This window comes from Castellaniella sp., from assembly GCF_036379515.1.
Lineage (GTDB): Bacteria > Pseudomonadota > Gammaproteobacteria > Burkholderiales > Burkholderiaceae_B > Castellaniella.
Genome location: NZ_DASVGN010000021.1, coordinates 1 through 20,683 on the forward strand (window position 1 = coordinate 1; position 20,683 = coordinate 20,683).

General features: G+C 59.2%; 17 protein-coding genes, 1 tRNA gene, 1 pseudogene and 1 CRISPR repeat array. Of the genes and pseudogenes, 7 read left to right on the forward strand and 12 right to left on the reverse strand.

The window, feature by feature from the left end:
• Window positions 1-54: 54 nt before the first annotated feature.
• A CRISPR array of direct repeats spans window positions 55-1,947; the repeat unit is 28 nt; unit sequence TTTCTGAGCTGCCTGTGCGGCAGCGAAC.
• Between the two features lie 131 nt (window positions 1,948-2,078).
• From cas6f to csy1, 4 genes are read right to left on the reverse strand one after another with little or no spacing between them, the layout of a single operon-like run.
• On the reverse strand, window positions 2,079-2,648 hold the full coding sequence (gene cas6f, locus VF285_RS06555) for a type I-F CRISPR-associated endoribonuclease Cas6/Csy4 (protein WP_346951821.1): 570 nt from the start codon (window positions 2,646-2,648) through the stop codon (window positions 2,079-2,081).
• A gap of 5 nt (window positions 2,649-2,653) precedes the next feature.
• Entirely contained in the window at window positions 2,654-3,679 is a 1,026-nt protein-coding gene (csy3, locus tag VF285_RS06560; RefSeq protein WP_346951822.1) for a type I-F CRISPR-associated protein Csy3, read from the reverse strand.
• A 36-nt stretch (window positions 3,680-3,715) separates the two neighbouring features.
• Window positions 3,716-4,774, reverse strand: a complete 1,059-nt coding sequence (gene csy2 / locus VF285_RS06565; RefSeq protein ID WP_346951823.1) for a type I-F CRISPR-associated protein Csy2 — start codon at window positions 4,772-4,774, stop codon at window positions 3,716-3,718.
• Window positions 4,771-6,147, reverse strand: coding sequence for a type I-F CRISPR-associated protein Csy1 (gene csy1 / locus VF285_RS06570; protein ID WP_346951824.1), 1,377 nt, complete (start codon window positions 6,145-6,147; stop codon window positions 4,771-4,773). Before csy1 ends, csy2 begins: the two co-directional genes overlap by 4 nt.
• Window positions 6,148-6,396: 249 nt before the next feature.
• On the opposite strand from csy1, the gene VF285_RS06575 reads away from it, so the two are divergent.
• Window positions 6,397-6,681 (forward strand): type II toxin-antitoxin system RelE/ParE family toxin, encoded by a 285-nt coding sequence (locus VF285_RS06575; RefSeq protein ID WP_346951825.1) that lies wholly within the window; start codon window positions 6,397-6,399, stop codon window positions 6,679-6,681.
• A 37-nt stretch (window positions 6,682-6,718) separates the two neighbouring features.
• The gene (locus tag VF285_RS06580) at window positions 6,719-7,030 is read left to right on the forward strand and encodes a HigA family addiction module antitoxin (protein WP_346951940.1); all 312 of its coding nucleotides are present in this window, start codon (window positions 6,719-6,721) and stop codon (window positions 7,028-7,030) included.
• Between the two features lie 11 nt (window positions 7,031-7,041).
• Here VF285_RS06580 and cas3f read toward each other — a convergent pair whose 3' ends face one another.
• The 4 genes and pseudogenes from cas3f to VF285_RS06600 form a co-directional block, all read right to left on the reverse strand.
• Window positions 7,042-10,440, reverse strand: a complete 3,399-nt coding sequence (cas3f, locus tag VF285_RS06585; RefSeq protein WP_346951826.1) for a type I-F CRISPR-associated helicase Cas3f — start codon at window positions 10,438-10,440, stop codon at window positions 7,042-7,044.
• Window positions 10,437-11,441 carry a type I-F CRISPR-associated endonuclease Cas1f gene (cas1f, locus tag VF285_RS06590; RefSeq protein WP_346951827.1) on the reverse strand — a complete coding sequence of 335 codons (1,005 nt, stop codon included), beginning with the start codon at window positions 11,439-11,441 and terminating at the stop codon, window positions 10,437-10,439. Before cas1f ends, cas3f begins: the two co-directional genes overlap by 4 nt.
• Before the next feature lie 60 nt (window positions 11,442-11,501).
• A pseudogene (locus VF285_RS06595) lies at window positions 11,502-11,657 on the reverse strand (type II toxin-antitoxin system RelE/ParE family toxin); the annotation flags it as partial.
• A gap of 14 nt (window positions 11,658-11,671) precedes the next feature.
• Window positions 11,672-12,133 (reverse strand): hypothetical protein, encoded by a 462-nt coding sequence (locus VF285_RS06600; protein WP_346951828.1) that lies wholly within the window; start codon window positions 12,131-12,133, stop codon window positions 11,672-11,674.
• 205 nt (window positions 12,134-12,338) lie between these two features.
• On the opposite strand from VF285_RS06600, the gene mutS reads away from it, so the two are divergent.
• Window positions 12,339-14,924, forward strand: coding sequence for a DNA mismatch repair protein MutS (gene mutS / locus VF285_RS06605; protein WP_346951829.1), 2,586 nt, complete (start codon window positions 12,339-12,341; stop codon window positions 14,922-14,924).
• Window positions 14,925-14,957: 33 nt separating this feature from the next.
• Window positions 14,958-16,160: a JmjC domain-containing protein gene (locus VF285_RS06610; RefSeq protein ID WP_346951830.1), complete on the forward strand. Its 1,203-nt coding sequence runs from the start codon at window positions 14,958-14,960 to the stop codon at window positions 16,158-16,160.
• A gap of 80 nt (window positions 16,161-16,240) precedes the next feature.
• Here the strand turns inward: VF285_RS06610 and bamC are convergent, their stop codons facing one another.
• From bamC to VF285_RS06630, 4 genes are all read right to left on the reverse strand, one after another.
• A complete protein-coding gene (gene bamC / locus VF285_RS06615) occupies window positions 16,241-17,374 on the reverse strand; it encodes an outer membrane protein assembly factor BamC (protein WP_346951831.1) in 1,134 nt (377 codons plus the stop codon).
• Between the two features lies 1 nt (window position 17,375).
• Complete coding sequence (gene dapA, locus VF285_RS06620) at window positions 17,376-18,278, reverse strand: 4-hydroxy-tetrahydrodipicolinate synthase (protein ID WP_346951832.1); 903 nt, start codon at window positions 18,276-18,278, stop codon at window positions 17,376-17,378.
• A 79-nt stretch (window positions 18,279-18,357) separates the two neighbouring features.
• Window positions 18,358-19,008, reverse strand: coding sequence for a site-2 protease family protein (locus tag VF285_RS06625; RefSeq protein ID WP_346951833.1), 651 nt, complete (start codon window positions 19,006-19,008; stop codon window positions 18,358-18,360).
• A gap of 68 nt (window positions 19,009-19,076) precedes the next feature.
• Complete coding sequence (locus tag VF285_RS06630) at window positions 19,077-19,700, reverse strand: L-threonylcarbamoyladenylate synthase (protein WP_346951834.1); 624 nt, start codon at window positions 19,698-19,700, stop codon at window positions 19,077-19,079.
• A 155-nt stretch (window positions 19,701-19,855) separates the two neighbouring features.
• Between VF285_RS06630 and VF285_RS06635 the strand changes: the two genes are divergently transcribed.
• From VF285_RS06635 to VF285_RS06645, 3 genes are all read left to right on the forward strand, one after another.
• Window positions 19,856-19,931: transfer RNA gene (locus tag VF285_RS06635), tRNA-His, on the forward strand.
• An 86-nt stretch (window positions 19,932-20,017) separates the two neighbouring features.
• Window positions 20,018-20,440, forward strand: a complete 423-nt coding sequence (locus VF285_RS06640; protein WP_346951835.1) for a multidrug/biocide efflux PACE transporter — start codon at window positions 20,018-20,020, stop codon at window positions 20,438-20,440.
• Between the two features lie 5 nt (window positions 20,441-20,445).
• On the forward strand, window positions 20,446-20,664 hold the full coding sequence (locus VF285_RS06645; protein ID WP_346951836.1) for a hypothetical protein: 219 nt from the start codon (window positions 20,446-20,448) through the stop codon (window positions 20,662-20,664).
• Window positions 20,665-20,683 lie beyond the last annotated feature (19 nt).

Consider the following 20,683-nt stretch of genomic DNA (forward strand, 5'->3'; position numbering starts at 1 on the left):
AGCTGCCTGTGCGGCAGCGAACAGAAAAGCCATGCGTGAAGCCACGATGAAGAATTTCTGAGCTGCCTGTGCGGCAGCGAACTTTACGCACTGGGATTTGCCAGCGGGATCAGGTTTCTGAGCTGCCTGTGCGGCAGCGAACAGTGCAAAAACTCGCAGCTTCGCCAAGATGGCTTTCTGAGCTGCCTGTGCGGCAGCGAACCTCGATCAAACGATTGGCCCGCAAATGTTCACTTTCTGAGCTGCCTGTGCGGCAGCGAACGCCGATAACACGTTCTACACGCCGGACTTTGCTTTCTGAGCTGCCTGTGCGGCAGCGAACGGTATCAAGCGCTTCGGAGACGATTTCAAGCATTTCTGAGCTGCCTGTGCGGCAGCGAACTCACCGCGACGGGCAACGTGAAGCCCATCGGTTTTCTGAGCTGCCTGTGCGGCAGCGAACCTCAACACCTCGTCCTGGATGTTGGGCGGAAGTTTCTGAGCTGCCTGTGCGGCAGCGAACTCATTTGTGCTTCCGTCCCCACTTTTCGGGGTTTTCTGAGCTGCCTGTGCGGCAGCGAACATCGCTGAAGGCTGCTTCGAGGGATGCCCGAATTTCTGAGCTGCCTGTGCGGCAGCGAACGGCGCGGACCTTCACAGCGATAAATCGCATTGTTTCTGAGCTGCCTGTGCGGCAGCGAACGCACGCCTCAAGGTGTTCTGAAGGCGCTGGAGTTTCTGAGCTGCCTGTGCGGCAGCGAACGTATTCAGTCTCTATCGCCAGTGGCGCTGCACTTTCTGAGCTGCCTGTGCGGCAGCGAACCTGGTCCTGGTGGTGGGTGCTGGCACCCCTATTTTCTGAGCTGCCTGTGCGGCAGCGAACGAGGATTTCACGCGCCTGCATACGAAGCTTGAGTTTTCTGAGCTGCCTGTGCGGCAGCGAACAGCCAGCCGCAGCCGCCCAAGCCCAATCCCGATTTCTGAGCTGCCTGTGCGGCAGCGAACAGGGATTGCCTAATATCGCCACGCATCCATACTTTCTGAGCTGCCTGTGCGGCAGCGAACAACTGCGTGTCGCGCGGGTTCTTCAATCTCTCTTTCTGAGCTGCCTGTGCGGCAGCGAACCAGGAAAAGGCGGACCGCGTCGAGTTTCTGAAGTTTCTGAGCTGCCTGTGCGGCAGCGAACGCGGCGCAGAAAGATCCGCTCGCGTTTGCGCATTTCTGAGCTGCCTGTGCGGCAGCGAACGCTGGCCAAGGGCGGCCATGTCCACAGTGTCATTTCTGAGCTGCCTGTGCGGCAGCGAACCCTGAAATCCTCCCAGTAGACGTAATCCACGGGTTTCTGAGCTGCCTGTGCGGCAGCGAACAACCTGCGCGGCATGGAGTTTCAGCGGTGGAATTTCTGAGCTGCCTGTGCGGCAGCGAACAAGCCGTACCGATCGATGGCAACCGGCGAAATTTTCTGAGCTGCCTGTGCGGCAGCGAACGTGCCGTCAAACATCTCGGGGTCAGCCTCGATTTTCTGAGCTGCCTGTGCGGCAGCGAACGCCCGTCACCGTTCCATGGCCGACAGCCGAGCTTTCTGAGCTGCCTGTGCGGCAGCGAACATCGCTGCACTGGGCACAGTAATCAGCAGCCAGTTTCTGAGCTGCCTGTGCGGCAGCGAACAAGAAAAAAGCGCGACAGGAACTGCGACAATGTTTCTGAGCTGCCTGTGCGGCAGCGAACAAGCCGTACCGATCGATGGCGACCGGCGAAATTTTCTGAGCTGCCTGTGCGGCAGCGAACGGCGGCATGATGGTTACCCACATACGTGACCTTTTCTGAGCTGCCTGTGCGGCAGCGAACGTGGCGCGATTGATGCCACCGTATGTACCAGATTTCTGAGCTGCCTGTGCGGCAGCGAACGAAGTTCTACGACGCGAGTCGGACTACCACAATTTCTGAGCTGCCTGTGCGGCAGCGAACTAGGCAAAACGATGTACAACTAGTTGATTGTTAAAGAACCCCACCCATAAACATAGCAGAGACCAAAATTTCTCTGTTCTCTTCAAATCATTGATTCATATGCACTTCTAGCCCTCACTGCTAGAAAAGGGTCAGAACCATGGTACCGTCGCTGTTGAGCTCAAGCCGTAGCTGTTGAACGACCCTTGAATCGCCTCGGGCTGTGGATCTCCCAGGGATAAGAACAGACAAAACGACTGACTCGTGCTGCTACTACGCATCCGCACATATGGGAGGTCCGGCTGCCGCTCCATATCATCCGGGATAGCGGCCTCAGCCTGGTCACGCGTCTCACCCTTCCTGCGCATGCGCCGACGACGCAGGCGCTCTGCATTGGTCTTGAATTGGCGCCGGCACAGTTGGCGATGCTCGAGCTCAAGAGGAAGCAAATGCACTGTCTCCGATCTAACGTGATCATGCATTCCCCTCAACCAATCGGTGGATAGCAGGCAGTCCAATTCTGCACCACCACCGTGAAGGCGCAGAATGCCGCCCAAGCTCCGTGGCCGCACGCTGTAGCCCGGAAAACTGACGCCAATCCCATGTTCACTACCCAGCTGCACCAGCGCCCTATGAAGTTTTGCGTACAGCGCCCCAAGCAAATACGGCTGACTGAACTCTGGATCGGGCAGCAGCTCGATATCAACATAATGTGTGCTCATGAGCGTCACTTCCCCGCATCACCAAATACGCCACCCCGAACCAGCACGGCCATTACGAAATGCTGCTGCTCCAGGGGCGGCATCTTGTCCTTTAGCAGCCAGTCGTCAAACAGGTTATAGAAATCAAGGCTAGGCTTTACTTTGGGTTGGCGATAGGCCGTACCTTGCGTCGTCACAGAACCATAGGGCTCCACGGCAATCGGACCCAACTCGGTCGCGCCGACGTACCAATCATCAATTGTGCGGATGGAGTTGCCCACCTTCTGCGAATGGATGGCCGCCACCCCATTCACGTCATAGAGCGTCTTGCTCTTGTCGCCACGACCACGATCAAGGATCAGCTCCTGAGAGGGATAGACTTCCTGACCCGCCCCCAACCGAACGAAGGCCGTAATTCGCAATAAAACGTGACGACGGCCAGCCAAGCCGTCAGCGATCAATGCAGCCACGACATCTCTGCTCGCCTCGGAGCCGCCGGCCTCGAAATTTCTCAGGCTCAAGGCCAAGGCGTCAAAATCCCAGTGCTGAACGGATTCTCCACGCTCAAGCAAGTCAATGCTGACCTGTACCTGCTCGGCTCCAACTCGGTTGCGCCACAGAAAGCGGCCGTTCGCCAAGTTGTGGGCATACCGACGGGCCAGTTCACTGAAGCCATGAGTCTCCACATAACCACTGACCGCCTGCAGCAACCTGGCCTCGTAGGCTGCACTATTACAGGCAGACGGTTTCCCAGTACCGGGCAGAACGCGTAGGGTAAAGCTTACCCTCAACGTATCAGCATCGGCTGGCAAGGCTGCCACATCCACCTTCTGCAGATTCGGATTCTCGATCGCCGCATCGAGCTTGATCGGGTCCTGATCCTTGGCGACCAACCGGTTGGAAATCGTGCCACGAACGGACTTAAGCTTAATGGTGACTGGTGGCCATCCGTCAGAATTGGACTTGTCATTCCACTGCCCGGCTGACAGCAGTGCGTCGGATGGATCCAGCTTGCGTTCAAAGGCGAGAACGGATGCAGTTTTCAAAGGCATAGCAAATTTCCTTCCAAAATGGAGGTGGTATTGCGTTTAAACAGCCGCTGGGCTGAACGGTGTGTAAGACGAAAACCCTGGCGGATCCTCATCGTCATCGTCCGTTGGTACCGGAACGTAGCCGTTGCAACATCGATAGACACCCTCCTGTGAGCGATACTCGCCCCACCAAAGAAGATCACGAACGCTACGCAGACGGTGGGGGCCGATCCACTGGCCGATGGAATACACGCTCTCGACGAATCGGAAGGGTGTGTGGTCGTCGCGTGCATTAACCACCTGATTACCCTCATGCAAATCTGACAAGGCACCGTAACCAACAGGGATCGGCACGATCCAACCTGATCCTGCAGGCCGATCATGGCCCCAAATAATCTTGCCCGACTCATTCTGCCGACTGCGATAGTTGAAGCGAGAAAGGTCTAACCAAGCATCCAGCAAGGTGGCTGACGGATCGTCTCGCTGCAGCTGCCTCACGCGACTTTGCAAGAGGTCGTCACGACTGACGAGGGCGAACCCAGGCAACCATTCCCGCCGCAAATGCCGGAAATTCTGTTGTCGATCCGATTCCGACGTCGGCCACAGAATCAGACTCGGAGCAACATGAATACCGGGGCCAGGCCTACGTGGCAGTACCGTCCCGCCTGCGATCCGCAAGGTGTCGACCAACTCCCGAACTTGCCAGGCGATATCTCGATACTGTGACTCGTTACCTTGGAACAAAATACTGGTTTCGCCAACACGGGTCGCATCATCAACCTGCAACACCAAGGTAACCTCCAGGCCGATCCGTCCTTCTTCTACTATGGCTGCAGTGTCGCCATCTCGATCTACCGGGTTACGCGTCAGACGAAACGTCTTCACATAGCCATCCTGCACCTGTTCCTGATGCCAATGGCAAATCACCCCGATTTTTCGTGGCCGCAATGGAATCTGCTCCACGGCCATTCGGCGCCCCAACGCCCACATGAATCCCAGGAATGCGGTCATCGAGGGAAAACCATGCGTCAAAGGGCTGGAAATGGCGTTGGCATTCTGGATACGCAGATGAGGGAGGATCAGTAACGCACCAGGTTCGGCATTCATCAGACTCATACGGCCCCTCCGCGCGCAGCAATATAGTGGGAAGCCTTCAGATCTGTACGCAACTGACGCAGTTGCCACGCCCAGCCCCCAACATCCTCGTCTACCAGCAATTCTCGCTGCCAGCGCCGATGCTCAATGTCGCCCACCAATTTGAAACGCGACTCAAGCCGTGTATTCAACCAGTTACCGAAACGATGGCCGATCTGTGCAGGCCAATCCATAAACAGCCACCGGCTACGGAACTCACCCTCCTGCTCCGCTCGCCACGGATCAAGCCAGAGCCGTTCTTCGGGCTCCAACTTGCAACGGGAATCAGCCGTCCAGCCTCGAGGCAACCCCCGCTGAAACTCACCCGCCATGGAGACCATTTCATCAATCAGCCCGCCGACATAAGCGTCCACCCGATTGCGGGTCTCCATGTTGGGGGGCGGATCTCTCTGCAGGAAGCGCAACATGGACCGGGTGATCGGGCGCACCCTACCGTAATGATTGAATACCGATCCAAAGACTGAAGTTACACCCCAGAGATGGCGAGGCACGTTCTGATCCCAGGATGGAGGCAAGGAACCTAGAAGGTAATTGACGCCACCACGTTCCGCGTTGAGTTGCGACACGTTCTGGGTGTTAGTCCCACCCAACTTGCGTACTGCCAGCGCAGGGTAATCGTGCAGGACCCCCTCATGAGCACTATTGGACCGACGTGCAGCACGAGCCGCCTTGTTCGCGTCACCGTATCGGTCCTCCTGAAGCACCCCATGCACCGTTTGCGCCAGAGACGTGGCGAACAGAGGTGCCAGCAGGTGGTACTGCTCATCGTCCGCCGCGTCATCTCCAATTAGCCAGTACGTCTGTTTAGCCAGTGCGTGGCTCGTTGGCGCCTCGTCACGGTCACGCATCAGCCCGACGAAGGCCAACTGCCATTTCCTCCCTTTAACCTCATCATCGCTCAACGCCCGCAACGTGGCTTGGTCGTCCGCCACCAACCAACTCAGCAAACTACGGCCATCAACCTCTAGCTTTAGAAACTTGTAGACATCAAGCACGGCGGCATTGCCAACGATGTCACTGATGAAACTCGAGCCCAGGACATGACTGCCCACCAAGCTTGTGGGCAGCATGGTGGTTGGGTCCACATACAAGCTGGTGCCACGTGCTTTCGGGTGTACCGCCTTGACTGAATGCGTGACGGCCTGAATCTGTTGGACTCGAATTGAAGCACTCTCGATCCAAGTATCAGACTGAAACCGAGCGATCAACGCATCACGCTTTGAATCTTCAGCGGTTAGCTTCTTTAGCCGGGATTCCAGTTCGTCTTTCAGAAAGGCGGCGATGACATCTCGAGCGCGACTAGTGCGCCGTTCGGGGTCTTGACTCTGTCCCATGACTCCTCCATGATTACACTTATGCCGTTGTACTTTGGACTTTCCAGTTAACAATTACATATTGAAATCACTGAGTTTCATCATAATCTAATTTTTGACGAAAGAGAACAAGTTCAAATTCCACCTTAAAGCGTTCGCTGCCGCGCAGGCAGCTCAGAAAGTTGTCCGTTGGACTTCCTCTTGTTGGTGCATTACCTGCCGCACAGGCAGCATACCGAATCCCGGTAAACAGTATAGAATGGTGTCCACATGGCTATTCAGTCGTTCCGCTCGCAAGAAACGCAACGTCTGTTCACATCTGGCCGCGCGCTTCGCTTCGCGAACATCCAAATAACCGCCGAGCGAAAACTAGCCTTGCTGGACGCTGCGGCAACACTGGACTTCCTACGCAGTCCGCCAGGAAACAGGCTAGAAAAACTGGGCGGTAACCGGAAAGGACAGTACAGCATCCGGATCAACGACCAATGGCGTATTTGTTTTATCTGGACGAATGAAGGACCTGCAGGCGTCGAAATCGTGGACTACCACGGATGACAATAACGGGGCAACACCAGAAACGGGGAATGATGAGATGATCAAAAATGGCATGCGACCGGTACACCCTGGTGAGATCTTGCGCGAGGACTACTTGAAGCCCTTTGGACTGAGCATCAACGCACTGGCTCGGCATCTGCTTGTACCCGCATCCCGCATCAATGACATCGTGCTCGAACGGCGCGGCATCACGGCCGATACCGCCTTGCGACTGAGCCGTTACTTCGGCGGCGATGCGCAATCCTGGATGAATCTCCAAACCGCATTCGATCTCCGCTCGGCGGAACTGAACCCGGAACTGCAAGCAACTCTACAATTGCTTGAACCGATGGAGTCGATCTCTGCGTAGTCGGGCGCTGCCTACGCCTTTACCGCAAACCCCAGCGCTGGGTGCCAACGCCAGCCTTCCTGCTTGGCTGGCAGAATGGCACGCGCGTATTTCTGTGCAAACTGGTCAAGCGGCCAATCCATATCCTGTGCTTGGTCTACCATGAGCTGTGCAAAATCAATGCTTCCCCAGGGGCTGATACCTTCGCCCCGCACAGATGAATCAGGCAGCGGGGCACACTTGCTCAACGCCACAGGAACATAGAGTTCCTGGTATTTCCTCTCGCCGCCTTCGACCCGACACAGATGGGGATGATCATCAGCCTCACCCCACTGCCATACGACCTCCACCTCCTTGCGTGTCTGCATCCGAAATGGTTGCGCCTGCTGCATGACAGCGGTAAGGCTGACCTCGTCTCGCAGCCAGAAGCTGGACGCGTTGAGACCGGGCGAGATCAGTGGCAGCATCTGTTGCTCCATCCTGACATGCTCCAGATCAACCAGATTTTTACTAGGATCGCGGTCAGATACAGACCTGGATGCGACACGGACGCGCGCGTCGACCGTCATGCCCCAACGCTCATCCAGCCAAGGGAGCAACAGCTTGCTGAGTTTGTGAGTTTGCAGCGGAAATTCCTGGCTCTCAAAACCGGGATGGCAGTAGGCAGGGCCACCTGGCTGGCGAAAATGCTTCAGATTGGTGTCGCACACCAGGAGATTGGGTTGAGTAGTCACCTTCTTGAGCCGATGACGCCACACACGGCCAGCCAATTGGATCAACGAACGCATCGACGATGGCTCGACGACTGCCCAGTCATAATCATGGTCTCGCCCCACCTCTGTGACGGGTGAGCCCAATACAACAAAAAGCTGGTCCTGCGCATCGGTCGTATCAATAGCCTGCCGAACCTCTGGCAAATCAAACACCGCCATTTCCTGCCGCCGATCCAGCACTCTATCCAACCGTTGCTCGATACAGGAACGCAGGAACAATGGAAACTGCGAATGGTAAACGCACAGATGGATATGGACGCCTGGCCGTGCCGGCAGACGGAAAAGAGCCAACGCCACATCAAATAAAGGATTGATGTTCGCCATACGAACAAGGCCGAAGCTGATGCGCTTCCTGCTGCGAGGATCCTCACAACCATGCTGCCGGTGCAGAAGCAACGCAGCATCCCGCACTATGCGGGCAAACTCTGTCTGGCGATCAGATTTATCCAAACCTTGCAGCCCTTTCACGGGCAACAACCCTGCGCGACGCCGTACCGTCTGCTTCTCTAACTGCCGCACTCGGGCAGAAACAAACTCCTGATGCCACTGATCAAAAGCCGCTTCGTCGGCGCAATCGGCATGATGCTGAGCAAACTCATCCACCCACATGCAGCAGACGGTAGATGAATTCGAAGGCCGATCACCCCGGTTCTTCTCGAACCAGTGCCGCCCCTCTTGGTATGCCATGAACAGCCCTTTCACCAAAGCGGGCGGTAACGTGGCCGACGATAGAAGCACCCTGGCCCCTAACAACCCCGCCCAGTGGACGAGGCGCGTCAGGGCCGGCAAATCATCGAGACCAAAATCGTCGGGTTCATCAAGAACCAGATCTCCGGTCATCAGGCGCAACATGGGTGCAATCTGCCGACCACCCCGCAAACCTTCGGTAGCAGGGGTCAAATGGTCTACCGTGCACACGAGTAAAGGCGCAATGAGCAATTTTCGCGCCTCAGGATCACTACCCAATTGCGTCAGGGCCGGATGCTGGTCGTTACCCTCGTACACCACATGAGTGGTCTCATCGAGCAGGGCTTGACGAGACGCCGACCCGCTCTCCTCAGCCTGTTGCTCGTAAAATTCGAACAAGTCACGGCTGGCGGCGCCCCCAACCCGGATGGCAAGTTCATCATCGCCAAGGCCCAGATCGCGCTGAAAGCTGCGTCCCGTTTGCAAGGTCAGCGTCCGCAGGCCAATGGCGAACGCACAGCGCAGCCCTTGTAACGGATCCGCCAACGCGTTCATGATCCGGGCATTGCCCAGGGTTTTACCGCAGCCGGTGGATGCCATATTGACGATGAACGCACCTTGTTCGCTGGCCCGCATACGCAAACCAGCCGCCAAGTCGGCAGATCTGTCCTGCCATCGAAACGCTGCATTGGCACTACGTTTTTTCAGACCACGATGCCCAATCAAGTGGGGCAATTGTCGGCCCAGTGTGGGCAACGAATGCACGAGCCGACTTGCATTCAACTCGACCCCCAGAAGGTGCTCGTCCAATGGTTGCAGCAAGTGCGATCGACCAGCAGGGTCCCGAGCCGTGTTCGCGAACAGAGGGAACCCCTTTTCTCCCGTAACCCTCAGCGTGGGGTCTTCCAGGCTGGAATAATAGTGATCACTCAACATGAGCGACAGCCGCGAGACATGCATGATGAACGGATCGCTCAGGCTGCTGGCACCGCCTTCCAGGTTCTGGAGCAAATCCCGCGCAAACCGAGCCGCCCGCTTTCGCCACTTCACTGTACGAACGGGAAGCCCACTCGGGAAGGTCCAATAGGGGGCGATCTCACCCCGCGAGCACCGGGCTATAGCCTCATCCCAGGGTTCATTCCAATCTGCATCAACCTGACTGAGCAGTTCATCCAACTCTTCACCGCGCATGCCCAGAATGAATCGCCCGTGCCAGAGCCTATCGACTTTCAACTCTGTTCGGCTATAGGGCAATGCAGGCAGGCGATGATGCGTCAGCACCAGCCAGGCCACTGCCTGAGCCAAGGGTGGCAAGCCACGGCCACTTGCCGCAAATGGCTTGTCAGTTCTGGCAACCTCATCCAGCCCGTCACATAACAACCTTCCTCCGTTGCGATCAAGCCAGATGGCCTCGAAAAGGTGACCATCCACAGCGCCTTCAGCGCCATCAACCAAGTGCTGCAGCCAGCCGACATCATCATCGGAGCCGACGAAGGCTTGAAACAACCGAACCGAAGTCCACTCGTGGCGATAGCGATTTCTTTCGCGTGCCCCACGGCCATTCAGCCGATCCTGGAAGGACTGGCTGGCCTTGCCCAAATCGTGCAGCAGCGCAGCCAACGCGGTGAGGCTGCGAATCGTTCTCAAGCTGTGCCAGTCATTCTCGTCATCACGGCGCAGGACATCGCTTTCTGTCTCATTCGTGGGGACGGCACCCTCAGCATTGAATTGACGCGCATCACCAACGATCCACAACAACTCGCTGTGATCCTTGCTACGAATCCAGTGGCAGGCTACGGCCGTATTCTTGCGCGCCGTCTTCCGCAACAACTTGCGCAGCGTGTCCAGACCTGCCTGTGTAATGGATGTCTGCCAGGTGCGCTCGCCTCTGCGCTCGGCAAACTGATCCAGAATCCGTCTCGTCTCCACCAACGCCCGCTTGTTGCATTGGGAAACCAGCAGCACGTTCATCCCACGTCACCTTGACGCGTGGTCGCGGCGTCCATCTGCTTTCCCACTTTTAGAGCAATTTCTTTGACGGAATCGATCATGAAATCCAGAGATTCGCTACGTGTCAGCGTTTCAATACAACTCCGGCGAAACTGCTGCTCGTCATCCCCCTGCATTGCCGACAAGAAAGCCTGAGGCAAAATACTGGCGTCCTTTACCAGGTCAGCGACATCAAACACCAAGCCCCCTCGGCGGGTCTTGCCATGGAGGACGGCCAGGCCATGAGGCAGGCCTAACACCCAACAGGCAGTGGCCCCCAACCCATAGGCAAGGTAATTACCGTGATCAAGGAAACGGTTGGCTGGATCGGTTCCCACGCCCCGCTTTGCACGCGCAAAGTCGCCATAACCGACTGTGTCCACTGCGAGCTTGAATAGTGCCTTGGTCAGTCGAGCCTCTTCCGTCAGCAGTTCAGTGGTGTCGGCGGCCCGCTCAATTCCCTGGTTTGCCTGCGTACAAAGCGAGTCCAAGCGTCCAGTGTCCACATCAAACCCAGCATCACGCAAGCTACGGTCGACCCATTCCCTTGCCAGACGACCGAGCCGCAAGACCTGTAAGGACTTGGCTGCCTTTAATCTCAAGGCGTCGTCGAACCAAAAGTGGACCCAGGCCTGCAAGTATTCCGTCGGACGATATTCACTTTGGGGGCTCAGCCAAGCGACCTCCACATCTACCTCATTGGCAGAAAACAGAGGTGTACCACCCCCACCGCAGAAACCGACCAATACCCCGGCCTTCGCGAGCTCCCGCATGGCCGCCTGCGTAATCGAGGTTCCCGTCCCCAGCAGAAGGCTGGTAGTGTTGGCGATTGGAATGTTCCAGTAAAGGGAACGTTTTCCCGCATCGGTCACGTACTCGACACGCCCGCCGTTCACCAGGACGCGACAATGCTCCAGATAGTAAATATTGGCCCGCTTGGAGTGCAGGATGGTCTTGAGGTCGGATGCCGCAATATTGTCCATATGAGGCTTGTAACACCACGATGGCCCAGGGGCGATTCGCGTTAACCCGCCAACTGGCGTTCACTCGTCCTGAGACGACGACGGCCACTGTCGCGCAGCATGCAATACACGCAAGACCACGATGGCATCGCCTTCGATCCGATAGACCATGATGTAGTTTGGTCGCACGACGACTTCACGAGTGCCGGACACGCGCCCCGCGCCGTAAAGCCAGGCTCGCCAGTCAACCCTCACACGTGCCCTTGCGCGATGCGCTTACGCAAATCGGCGCGCTTCTTGGCAAAATGCGCATCCACCTCTTCGCCTGAGATGTTCGGGTGGGGATCGTCGATACCTGCCTGGACACTGGCACGGAACCGGCGGTCATAAGCGGCAGCTTCATGAGCCTGTTTCAAGCGTGCAGTCGTATCAGGGCGCTGGACTCGCGCGGACCCGTCGCGCGTATAGTTCGTAGCATCCAGATGATCAATATTCACGATCGATAGCTCGTCTCTCAGGTATTGCACGCAAGAGTCCAGGCTCCGCCACGTGCGTGCCTTATCCGAGCGCTGAGTACCCAAAAGCTTTTTCGTCGTCCCAACCTGCAGCATCACTGACCAGCCGCCAGGCTGACCCACAATCGCGGCACCCGCAACGGCATTGGCCCGCACCAGCTGACGGGCCACATCGGTCCCTATCGTGTAGGTATGCATGACGCACCCTATCAAACCTTATACAGGAACGCCGTTCAGCTCGTAAAGTTCGACATGGTTCTCGGGCTCCCCACACCTGCAGCCCAATGCCGGTGAGAAGCCCACACGCGCCAAACGTCACGATCTTCCCACGATGAGTCCCTCGGCGATAGACGATAAGATAATATTGTCCCGCCTCCAATCCTTGCAGACACGCACCCCACGCATGACCACCACAGACCTCTCCGGCCACACGCCCATGATGCAGCAATACCTGAAGCTCAAGGCGCAGGCGGGGTCGCACCTGCTGTTCTACCGCATGGGCGACTTCTACGAGATGTTCTACGAAGATGCGGAACGGGGGGCGCGGCTATTGAACCTCACCCTGACCAAGCGAGGCTCGTCCAATGGCGCACCAATTCCCATGGCCGGGGTTCCTTACCACTCCATGGAAGGCTACCTGGCGCGCCTGGTGGCGCTGGGCGAATCGATTGCCATCTGCGAGCAGATCGGCGACCCTGCCACCAGCAAGGGGCCCGTCGAACGCAAGATCGTGCGGGTGGTCACCCCTGGCACTCTGACGGAAGACGCACTGCTACCCGCCAAGGACGACCGCATCATTGCGGCCTGGGTGGCTGGGCGCACGCACGGACGAGAGGCGGTGGGGCTCGCCTGGATGAATCTGGCCAACGGCAGCTTCAAGACCTGCGAAACGACCCCCGAGCTTCTGGATACGGAATTAAGCCGGATCACGCCAGCCGAGCTGGTTTGTCCGGAGCAATCCCAGGCTCCCGACACACGCGCAGCGCTCAGCCGCGTTCCCGACTGGCACTTTGACGAGGACGGCGCGCGCGATACGCTGCTGCGCCACTTCGGCGTGTCGGACGTGGGCGCGTTTGGCCTGAGCCACCTGCCCCTGGCCATGCGGGCCTCGGGCGCGCTGCTGCGATACGTAGGCAACACGCAGGCCCAGGCGCTCAGCCACGTGCATGGACTGGCGGTGGACGCAGGCGGCGACTACGTCGTGTTGGACCCCGCAACGCGCCGCAACCTGGAACTCACCGAAACCCTCAGCGGCGCCGAAGGCCCTACACTCTTCAGCACGCTGGATCACTGCTGCACGCCAATGGGCAGCCGGCAATTGCGCCGCTGGCTGCAGGCTCCGTTGCGCACCAATCCGGAAGCCCAGGCCCGGCAAGATGCCATCCGCCAGCTGGTGCCACAAGACGATGGCAGTCCGGACGCAGGCTTGCACACGCTGCAAACCCGGCTACGCGCACTTCCCGATCTCGAACGCATGGCCACACGCCTGGCATTGGGCACCATCCGCCCGCGCGAACTGGCCAGCCTGCGCGACGCCCTGGCCCTGCTCCCCGAGCTGGCACAAGAAGCGCGAAGCATACTCACCCCCCAAGGGCTGCTGGATGACAGTTTGCGCGACGTACCGGTGGACGAGGCTCTGCAAGTTTTGCTCGTACGCAGCATCGCGGAAGAGCCCGCGTTGACGATACGCGACGGGGGTGTGATTGCCGGAGGCTACGACACCGAGCTCGACGAGTTGCGTCAACTGGCGGGCGACAATGGCTCGTTCCTGATGGACATCGAATCCCGCGAACGCGAGCGTACCGGCATCAGCAATCTGCGCGTGGAATACAACCGCGTTCACGGGTTTTTCATCGAGGTGACCCGCGGCCAGGCCGACAAGGTTCCCGACGACTACCGACGCCGACAAACGCTCAAGAACGCCGAGCGCTATATCACGCCCGAACTCAAAGCCTGGGAAGACAAAATCCTTTCGGCGCGAGACAGAGGCTTGGCGCGAGAAAAACTTTTATTCGACCAGGTGCTGGAGCAAGCCCGGGCCCATGCGGCGGATCTGGCACGTAGCGCGGCCGCGCTGGCCCAAATCGACGCGCTGGCCGCACTGGCCCAGCATGCACGAGAAAGCGGCTGGACGGCACCGACCCTGTGCGAGGACAGCCGCCTCGATATCGAGGCCGGGCGTCATCCCGTCGTGGAGCACACCATCGAAGGATTTACACCCAATGACTGCACGCTGTTCGACGAGCGGCGGATGCTGCTGGTCACCGGTCCCAACATGGGGGGCAAATCCACCTATATGCGGCAGGTGGCGCTGATTGCGCTGCTCGCGCGCACCGGCAGCTACGTGCCTGCCACAGCAGCTACGGTAGGCCCGCTGGACCGCATTTTCACGCGCATCGGTGCTGCAGACGATCTGGCGGGTGGGCGCTCGACCTTCATGATGGAGATGATGGAGGCCAGCGTCATTCTGGCAGCTGCCACGCCGCGCAGCCTGGTGCTCATGGACGAGATCGGACGCGGAACCTCGACCTACGATGGCCTGGCACTGGCCTGGGCCATCGCACACCGGCTGCTGACTCACAACCGGGCTCTGGTGCTGTTTGCGACACACTACTTTGAAATGACCCGGCTGCCCGAGAAGACGCACGGGGTAGCCAATATCCACCTGGCAGCAGCCGACTCCCCGGACGGCGTCGTCTTTCTGCACGAGGTGCGCCCTGGGCCCGCCAGCCAGAGCTATGGCCTGCACGTCGCACAACGCGCGGGCATTCCGCCCGTGGTCATCCGCCATGCCCAGAAGGAGCTGGCCGAACTCGAAGCCCGCAACCGCGCAGATTCGCAGCTGGCGCTTTTCGTCGAACGAGTCGAAGACGAAACCGGAGACAGCGAAGAACCGCTGCGCACGGCCCTGCGGACCCTGGACCCTGATACCCTGAGCCCGCGCGAGGCCCTGGAGCTCCTCTACCAGCTGCGCCGAGATTTCCTGTAGCCTGTGAGGCAACGCACATTGGGAGCATCCACCATGTACTCGCTGACTCGCCCGCCTGCCCTGGATCGCCCTACCCCGTTGCTCGGTGGATTGACGCCGCACGAATTCATGCGCGACTACTGGCAAAAGAAGCCGCTGTTGATACGACAGGCGTTCCCGGAATTCAAAGCACCGCTGACGCTCGCAGAAGTCCAGACACTCGCTCGCCGCGACGAGGTCGAATCCCGGCTGATCCGACAGACCGATCGCGGGTGGACACTCAAGCGCGGACCCTTTCGCCGCTTGCCCGCGCTCAGCCAGCCGCGATGGACTCTGCTCGTTCAAAGTGTGGACCTGCACGACGACGACACGGCGGCACTCTTGCGGCTATTTCGCTTCATCCCGGATGCGCGGCTGGACGATGCGATGATCAGCATCGCCAGCGACGGCGGAGGCGTGGGACCGCACTACGACAGCTACGACGTCTTTCTGATTCAAGCACACGGCCGCCGCCGCTGGCGCACCAGCCAACAGGAAGACCGCAGTCTGGTCCCTGGGCTACCCCTCAAGATCTTGGCCGATTTTCGTCCAGAAGCAGACGAGATCCTGGAACCCGGCGACATGCTGTATCTGCCGCCCAATGCCTGCCACGACGGCATCGCAGTGGGAGGGGACTGCATGACCATCTCGATCGGGTTCCGAGTCCCCAACGAGGCAACATTGGCTCGCGGGCTTCTGGAATCGGCCGCCGATCAGGTCTCGGCGCAACATCTGGGTGATACGGGCCTCTACGGGCAACCGCCGCTACCCGCGGGAGATCTGTCCGCCTTGTATTCAGACGCCGGCGCGGCGCCCACGCACCATCCGGCTGAATTGCCGGACACCTTGGTGGCCGCCACACTCGCGACACTGCACAAGATTCAGTTCAACGAGGCGGTGGCCGCACGCTTCCTGGGCCAATGGCTGACCAGCCTGCCCAACAACGCCTTCTTCGATCCGGCTGAAACCCCGCCCACGCTGGTGGACGAGATCCCGGGCACGGGCACGCTGGTGCTGGATCGATGCACCCGCCTGATGTACTTCGGCGAAGAGCTCTTCATCAACGGCGAAGTGGCGCCACTGCCAGCCCAGGCGGAGCTCAAGACCCTGGCGGACTCGCGCCAATTGGGCCCCATCGCGCTGCAGCGGCTTGCGCCAGAGGCTCGAGCCATGATCGACGAATGGCTCCAGGAAGGCTGGGCACACTGGCAGATATGAGCGCCCTCTGGCGATCACGCAAATGAAAAAAGGCCTCACCCAGTTGGGTGAGGCCTTTGACATGATGCAAGGTACCGGCGTTACTGCGTGGTCTTCAGGTTCTGTGCCAGAACCGTGAGGATACGGTCAGCCGTACCGTTGACCACCTGCTTGCCATTCTGATCCAGCACGGTGACTTCAGAGCTGCCCCCCTGCTGTGCCACATGGACACGGAATTTGAGTGGCTCCGCCGTGTTGCGGGTTCCGAATATGCGCCCGAAGATAGTCTGCTGTTCAATCTTCTGGCCGTTATCGGTATCCAGATAACGGATGTAGTAATCCCCTTGCTCGCGGTTGCGGTCTTCGACCGTAAAGCGCGCGGAGTCAAGTGCCACACCCACCCGGCGCCAGGCGCGGTCGAAGGGCTCAGCCATGACCAGCGAGGCCTGATGACGCGTGATGTCGCTTGCAGTCGCGGGCCCGGTGTCGTTGGTCGAATGCTTGATCTCTTGTGCAGCAGTCTGCTGGTTTTCGCCCAGATAGACCATGAGCCGTGCCAGCATAGCCGCATTCAGACCCGGATCTTCTTTGCCAAACACCCACTTGAAGGCCGTACCGTCACTGGTGGGTGTATCGACCATGTGCTGGTGACTGACGTAGATTTCGGTCTTGTTGGCGTTGTCGCGCTCGATCCGCATGGTGAAGCGATCACGCTCACCGCTGTCGAACACCTGATCCAGGACGCTACCCAGCGCGCTGCGCAGCCAGCCTTCCGGAATCTTGGCGCGGTTTTCGGCCCAATCCGTTTCGATCAGCCCCGCCTTGGGATCCTGGGAATGGATCGTGAAGCCCTGGTCGCCCCAGAACTCGATCAGCTTGGGATACAGCGTTTGGGCCGGCTCGTCGACCACCAGCCAGCGCAAGGAACCATCCCGCATGACCTTGATGTTGGCCGACTGGGGCAACACCCGGTCCGCCGCATTAGTGCTCTGAGCGGCCGCCTGCCCTGCCTTGAACGTGCTCAGGGTGGCCGTGCCCTCAGGCGCTTTGTAATGCGTATCGTCGTTGGCCTGGGTCAGATCGGGAGGAATGACCAGCGGATCGCCGGTGACCGTACTTTTGTAATCGATGGATTCTGATGCGCCCGTGAGCTGGTTCAGGGTCGAGCAGCCAGAAATCAACAGCAGGCCCGACAGGGCCAGGCCCGCGCGGGCAGCTGCAATGCGTGTGATCATGTTAGAGAACACCTGCTTGAATCAAGGCCTGGCGCACAGCGGTGCGATTGGGCTCGGAAAGGGTCGTAAGCGGCAAGCGATAGCCTAATTGCATCAAGCCCATCTCGGCCATGGCCCATTTGACCGGGATCGGGTTGGCTTCGATGAACAGCGCTTTGCACAGCCCCATGATCTTGGCGTTCAGACGCCGCGTTTCAAGAGCATCGCCACGAATGGCCGCCGCACACAGATCGTGCATCAGACGGGGCGCCACATTGGCTACCACGGAAATATTGCCCTTCCCACCCAGCAGCATGAGTGCAGCCGCCGTAGGGTCGTCGCCACTGAGGACAACGAAATCGTCAGGGACTTGCGCAATGAGCTGCGCGGCACGGCCGATATTGCCGGTGGCATCTTTCACCCCGATGATGTTGGGAATCTGGGCCAGACGCAGGATGGTTTCGTTGGAGACATCGGCCACCGTCCGCCCGGGCACGTTATACAGAATGCTGGGCAGTTCGACGGATTCGGCAATGGCCTTGAAGTGCTGATACAGGCCTTCTTGCGTCGGCTTGTTGTAGTAAGGCACCACTGTCAGCCCCGCTGTTGCACCAGCCGCATAGGCATGGCGCTGCAGCTCGATGGCCTCGGCCGTGGAGTTGCCCCCCGTGCCGGCCACGACCGGCACACGGCCATTGACGTGGCGCACGGCCAGCTCGATGAGCTCGGCCTGCTCCTGTACCGTGACAGTGGGCGATTCACCCGTGGTGCCCACCACCGTGAGCACGTCGGTGCCTTGCTCGATGTGCCAGTCGATCAGCTTTCGATAGGCGTCCAGGTCCAATTGCCCATCGGGATGCATGGGCGTCACCAGGGCCACCATGCTGCCCTGCAAGACTGGAAAAGTGGAATCCGAGCCGGACATGATCAGGAATACTCCGAGTGTGCCCGGGCGAACCCCGGGCGGAATAAAAAGCCAAGTTTAACGGATTCGGAGGCCGAATCTACACAAATGCGCGAACCACCCATTCGCCCAATGCAAGCAAAGGTTCCATGATCGGCCAGAGCCAGCCCGTCATCATGAGCACCAGCAGAATCACGATCCCATAGGGCTCGATCTTGCCGTACTGCCAGGCAGCACGCGCCGGCAGCAGGCTGAAGACCACGCGCCCCCCATCGAGCGGCGGCAGGGGGATCAGATTCAGCGCCATCAGGATGAGGTTGACCTGTACGCCGGCGTGCGCCATGAGCACCCAGAAATTGCCGCCGCCCACTGCATTCGATTCGAAGATGGCACGCCAGATCAGAACCCAAAGGATTGCCTGCACGAGATTGGAGGCCGGGCCCGCCAATGCCACCCAGAGCATGTCGCGCTTGGGCTTGCGCAGGCGGCTCCAGTTCACTGGCACGGGCTTGGCCCAGCCAAACAGCAGCCCACCCCCCATGAGTCGGGTGACCAACAGCAAGACCAGCGGTACGACGATCGTGCCCATGAGATCGACATGGCGCAGCGGATTGAGGCTGATGCGGCCCGCCTCTTGCGCGGTCAGGTCGCCGAAGTGACGCGCCACGTACCCGTGCGCAGCCTCGTGCAGGGTAATGGCAAACAGCACCGGTATAGCGTAGACCGTCAGGGTCTGGATGAAATCGTCCATCAGGGCAAGTCAGCAAAAAACCAGCATCCTGCTGGCAGGTGTGTAAGCATAACCGCTCACGGGGCGGTCTACAGCCCCAGCTTGGAGGCGTCCCCTCGGCCGCGACGTACGATCTCGGGCACTTCGGCCGTCAAATCGATGACGGTCGTAGGCTCGAAGGGGCAGGCGCCGCCATCGACCACCGCCGCAAGATCGTGCTCGTAACGCGCAAAGATTTCTTGGGCGTCATTCAGCGGCAACTCTTCGCCCTCGGGGATCAGCGTAGTGGACAGGAGCGGCGACCCCACGGCGTCGATAAGCGCCCGGGCCACTTTGTGATCCGGGACCCGGATGCCTATCGTCTTGCGGGATCGATGCGACACGCGGCGCGGCACCTCTTTGGTGGCTTCGAGAATGAAGGTGAAAGGTCCCGGCGTGGCCAGCTTGAGGAGCCGATACTGGGTGTTTTCCACGCGAGCGAAGTGGCTGATTTCAGCCAGGTCGCGGCACAGCAGGGTCAGGTGATGGCGATCATCGAGCCCGCGCAGCTTGCGCAGACGCTCGGACGCCGCCTTGTCGTCCAACCGGGCGACCACGGCGTAGCTGGAATCGGTGGGAACGGCCACCAACCCTCCTTCAGCCAGTAGCGCCCCCGCCTGCTGCAGGAGCCTGGACTGGGGATTTTCGGGGTGAACCACAAAGATCTGTGCCATAAGGCCTCCTTGGATGCATCGAATCCATGATAAAGGATAAGACGCAAGACCCGAAACCCGAAACCCTGGACCGGTTGTCCACCCCGCCCCCGTCACGCCGACCACCGCGCGGGCATGGGGCGCACAGTCATGCTAGAATCTTCCTTCTTTCGGCGGTGACCGTAGCTCAGTTGGTAGAGTCCCGGATTGTGATTCCGGTTGTCGTGGGTTCGAGCCCCATCGGTCACCCCATCTTCTCTCCCCTTCTTGGGGCACACCAGGGACGACCCTGGTCGTAGTCGCGAACGTGGTGACGGCACCACCCTTCACGAACTCTCATGTCAAACTTTGATCGATCCCCCGCAGAGCGCGCTTTTCACGCCCTTTGCTTCGAGGTGCTGGCCATTGGCATCTCTGCGCCCTTGGCTGCCTGGATCACGGGGCGCTCAGTCACCAGTATGGGCATCCTGACAGCCGTCATCGCGGTCATTGCCATGCTCTGGAACATGCTGTTCAACTGGCTTTTTGACCGGACTCAGGCCCGCTATGGCTTTGAGCGCAACTACGCAATGCGCGTGCTGCACACACTGGGCTTTGAAGCTGGGCTCATCGTCATCGTCATTCCGCTCATCGCGGTCTGGTTGCAAGTATCGCTCTGGCAGGCGCTGGTACTCGATATCGGTCTCGTGCTGTTCTATCTGCCCTACGGCTTTCTTTTCAATCTGGGGTATGACAAGATTCGAGAAACTCTTGCCGTGTGACGAAAATGCCCCCTGCTCCGCTGAACTGGTCGCTTGCCCCTGAAGGCTGGAACTGGGCCGCACAGGACGCAGACGGTAAATGGTACTGGTACCGCACTGAACCCGTGCTGGGCATAGGCGGCGGTATCTGGCGCTCCAATTCGCGCAACCAGCAGTTTGCACAGCAGGGCGATCCCAATTCAGACTGGCTGGACACGCTGCAGCAACGCCCCGAATCTTCCTGAACTTGACCCACATACAATC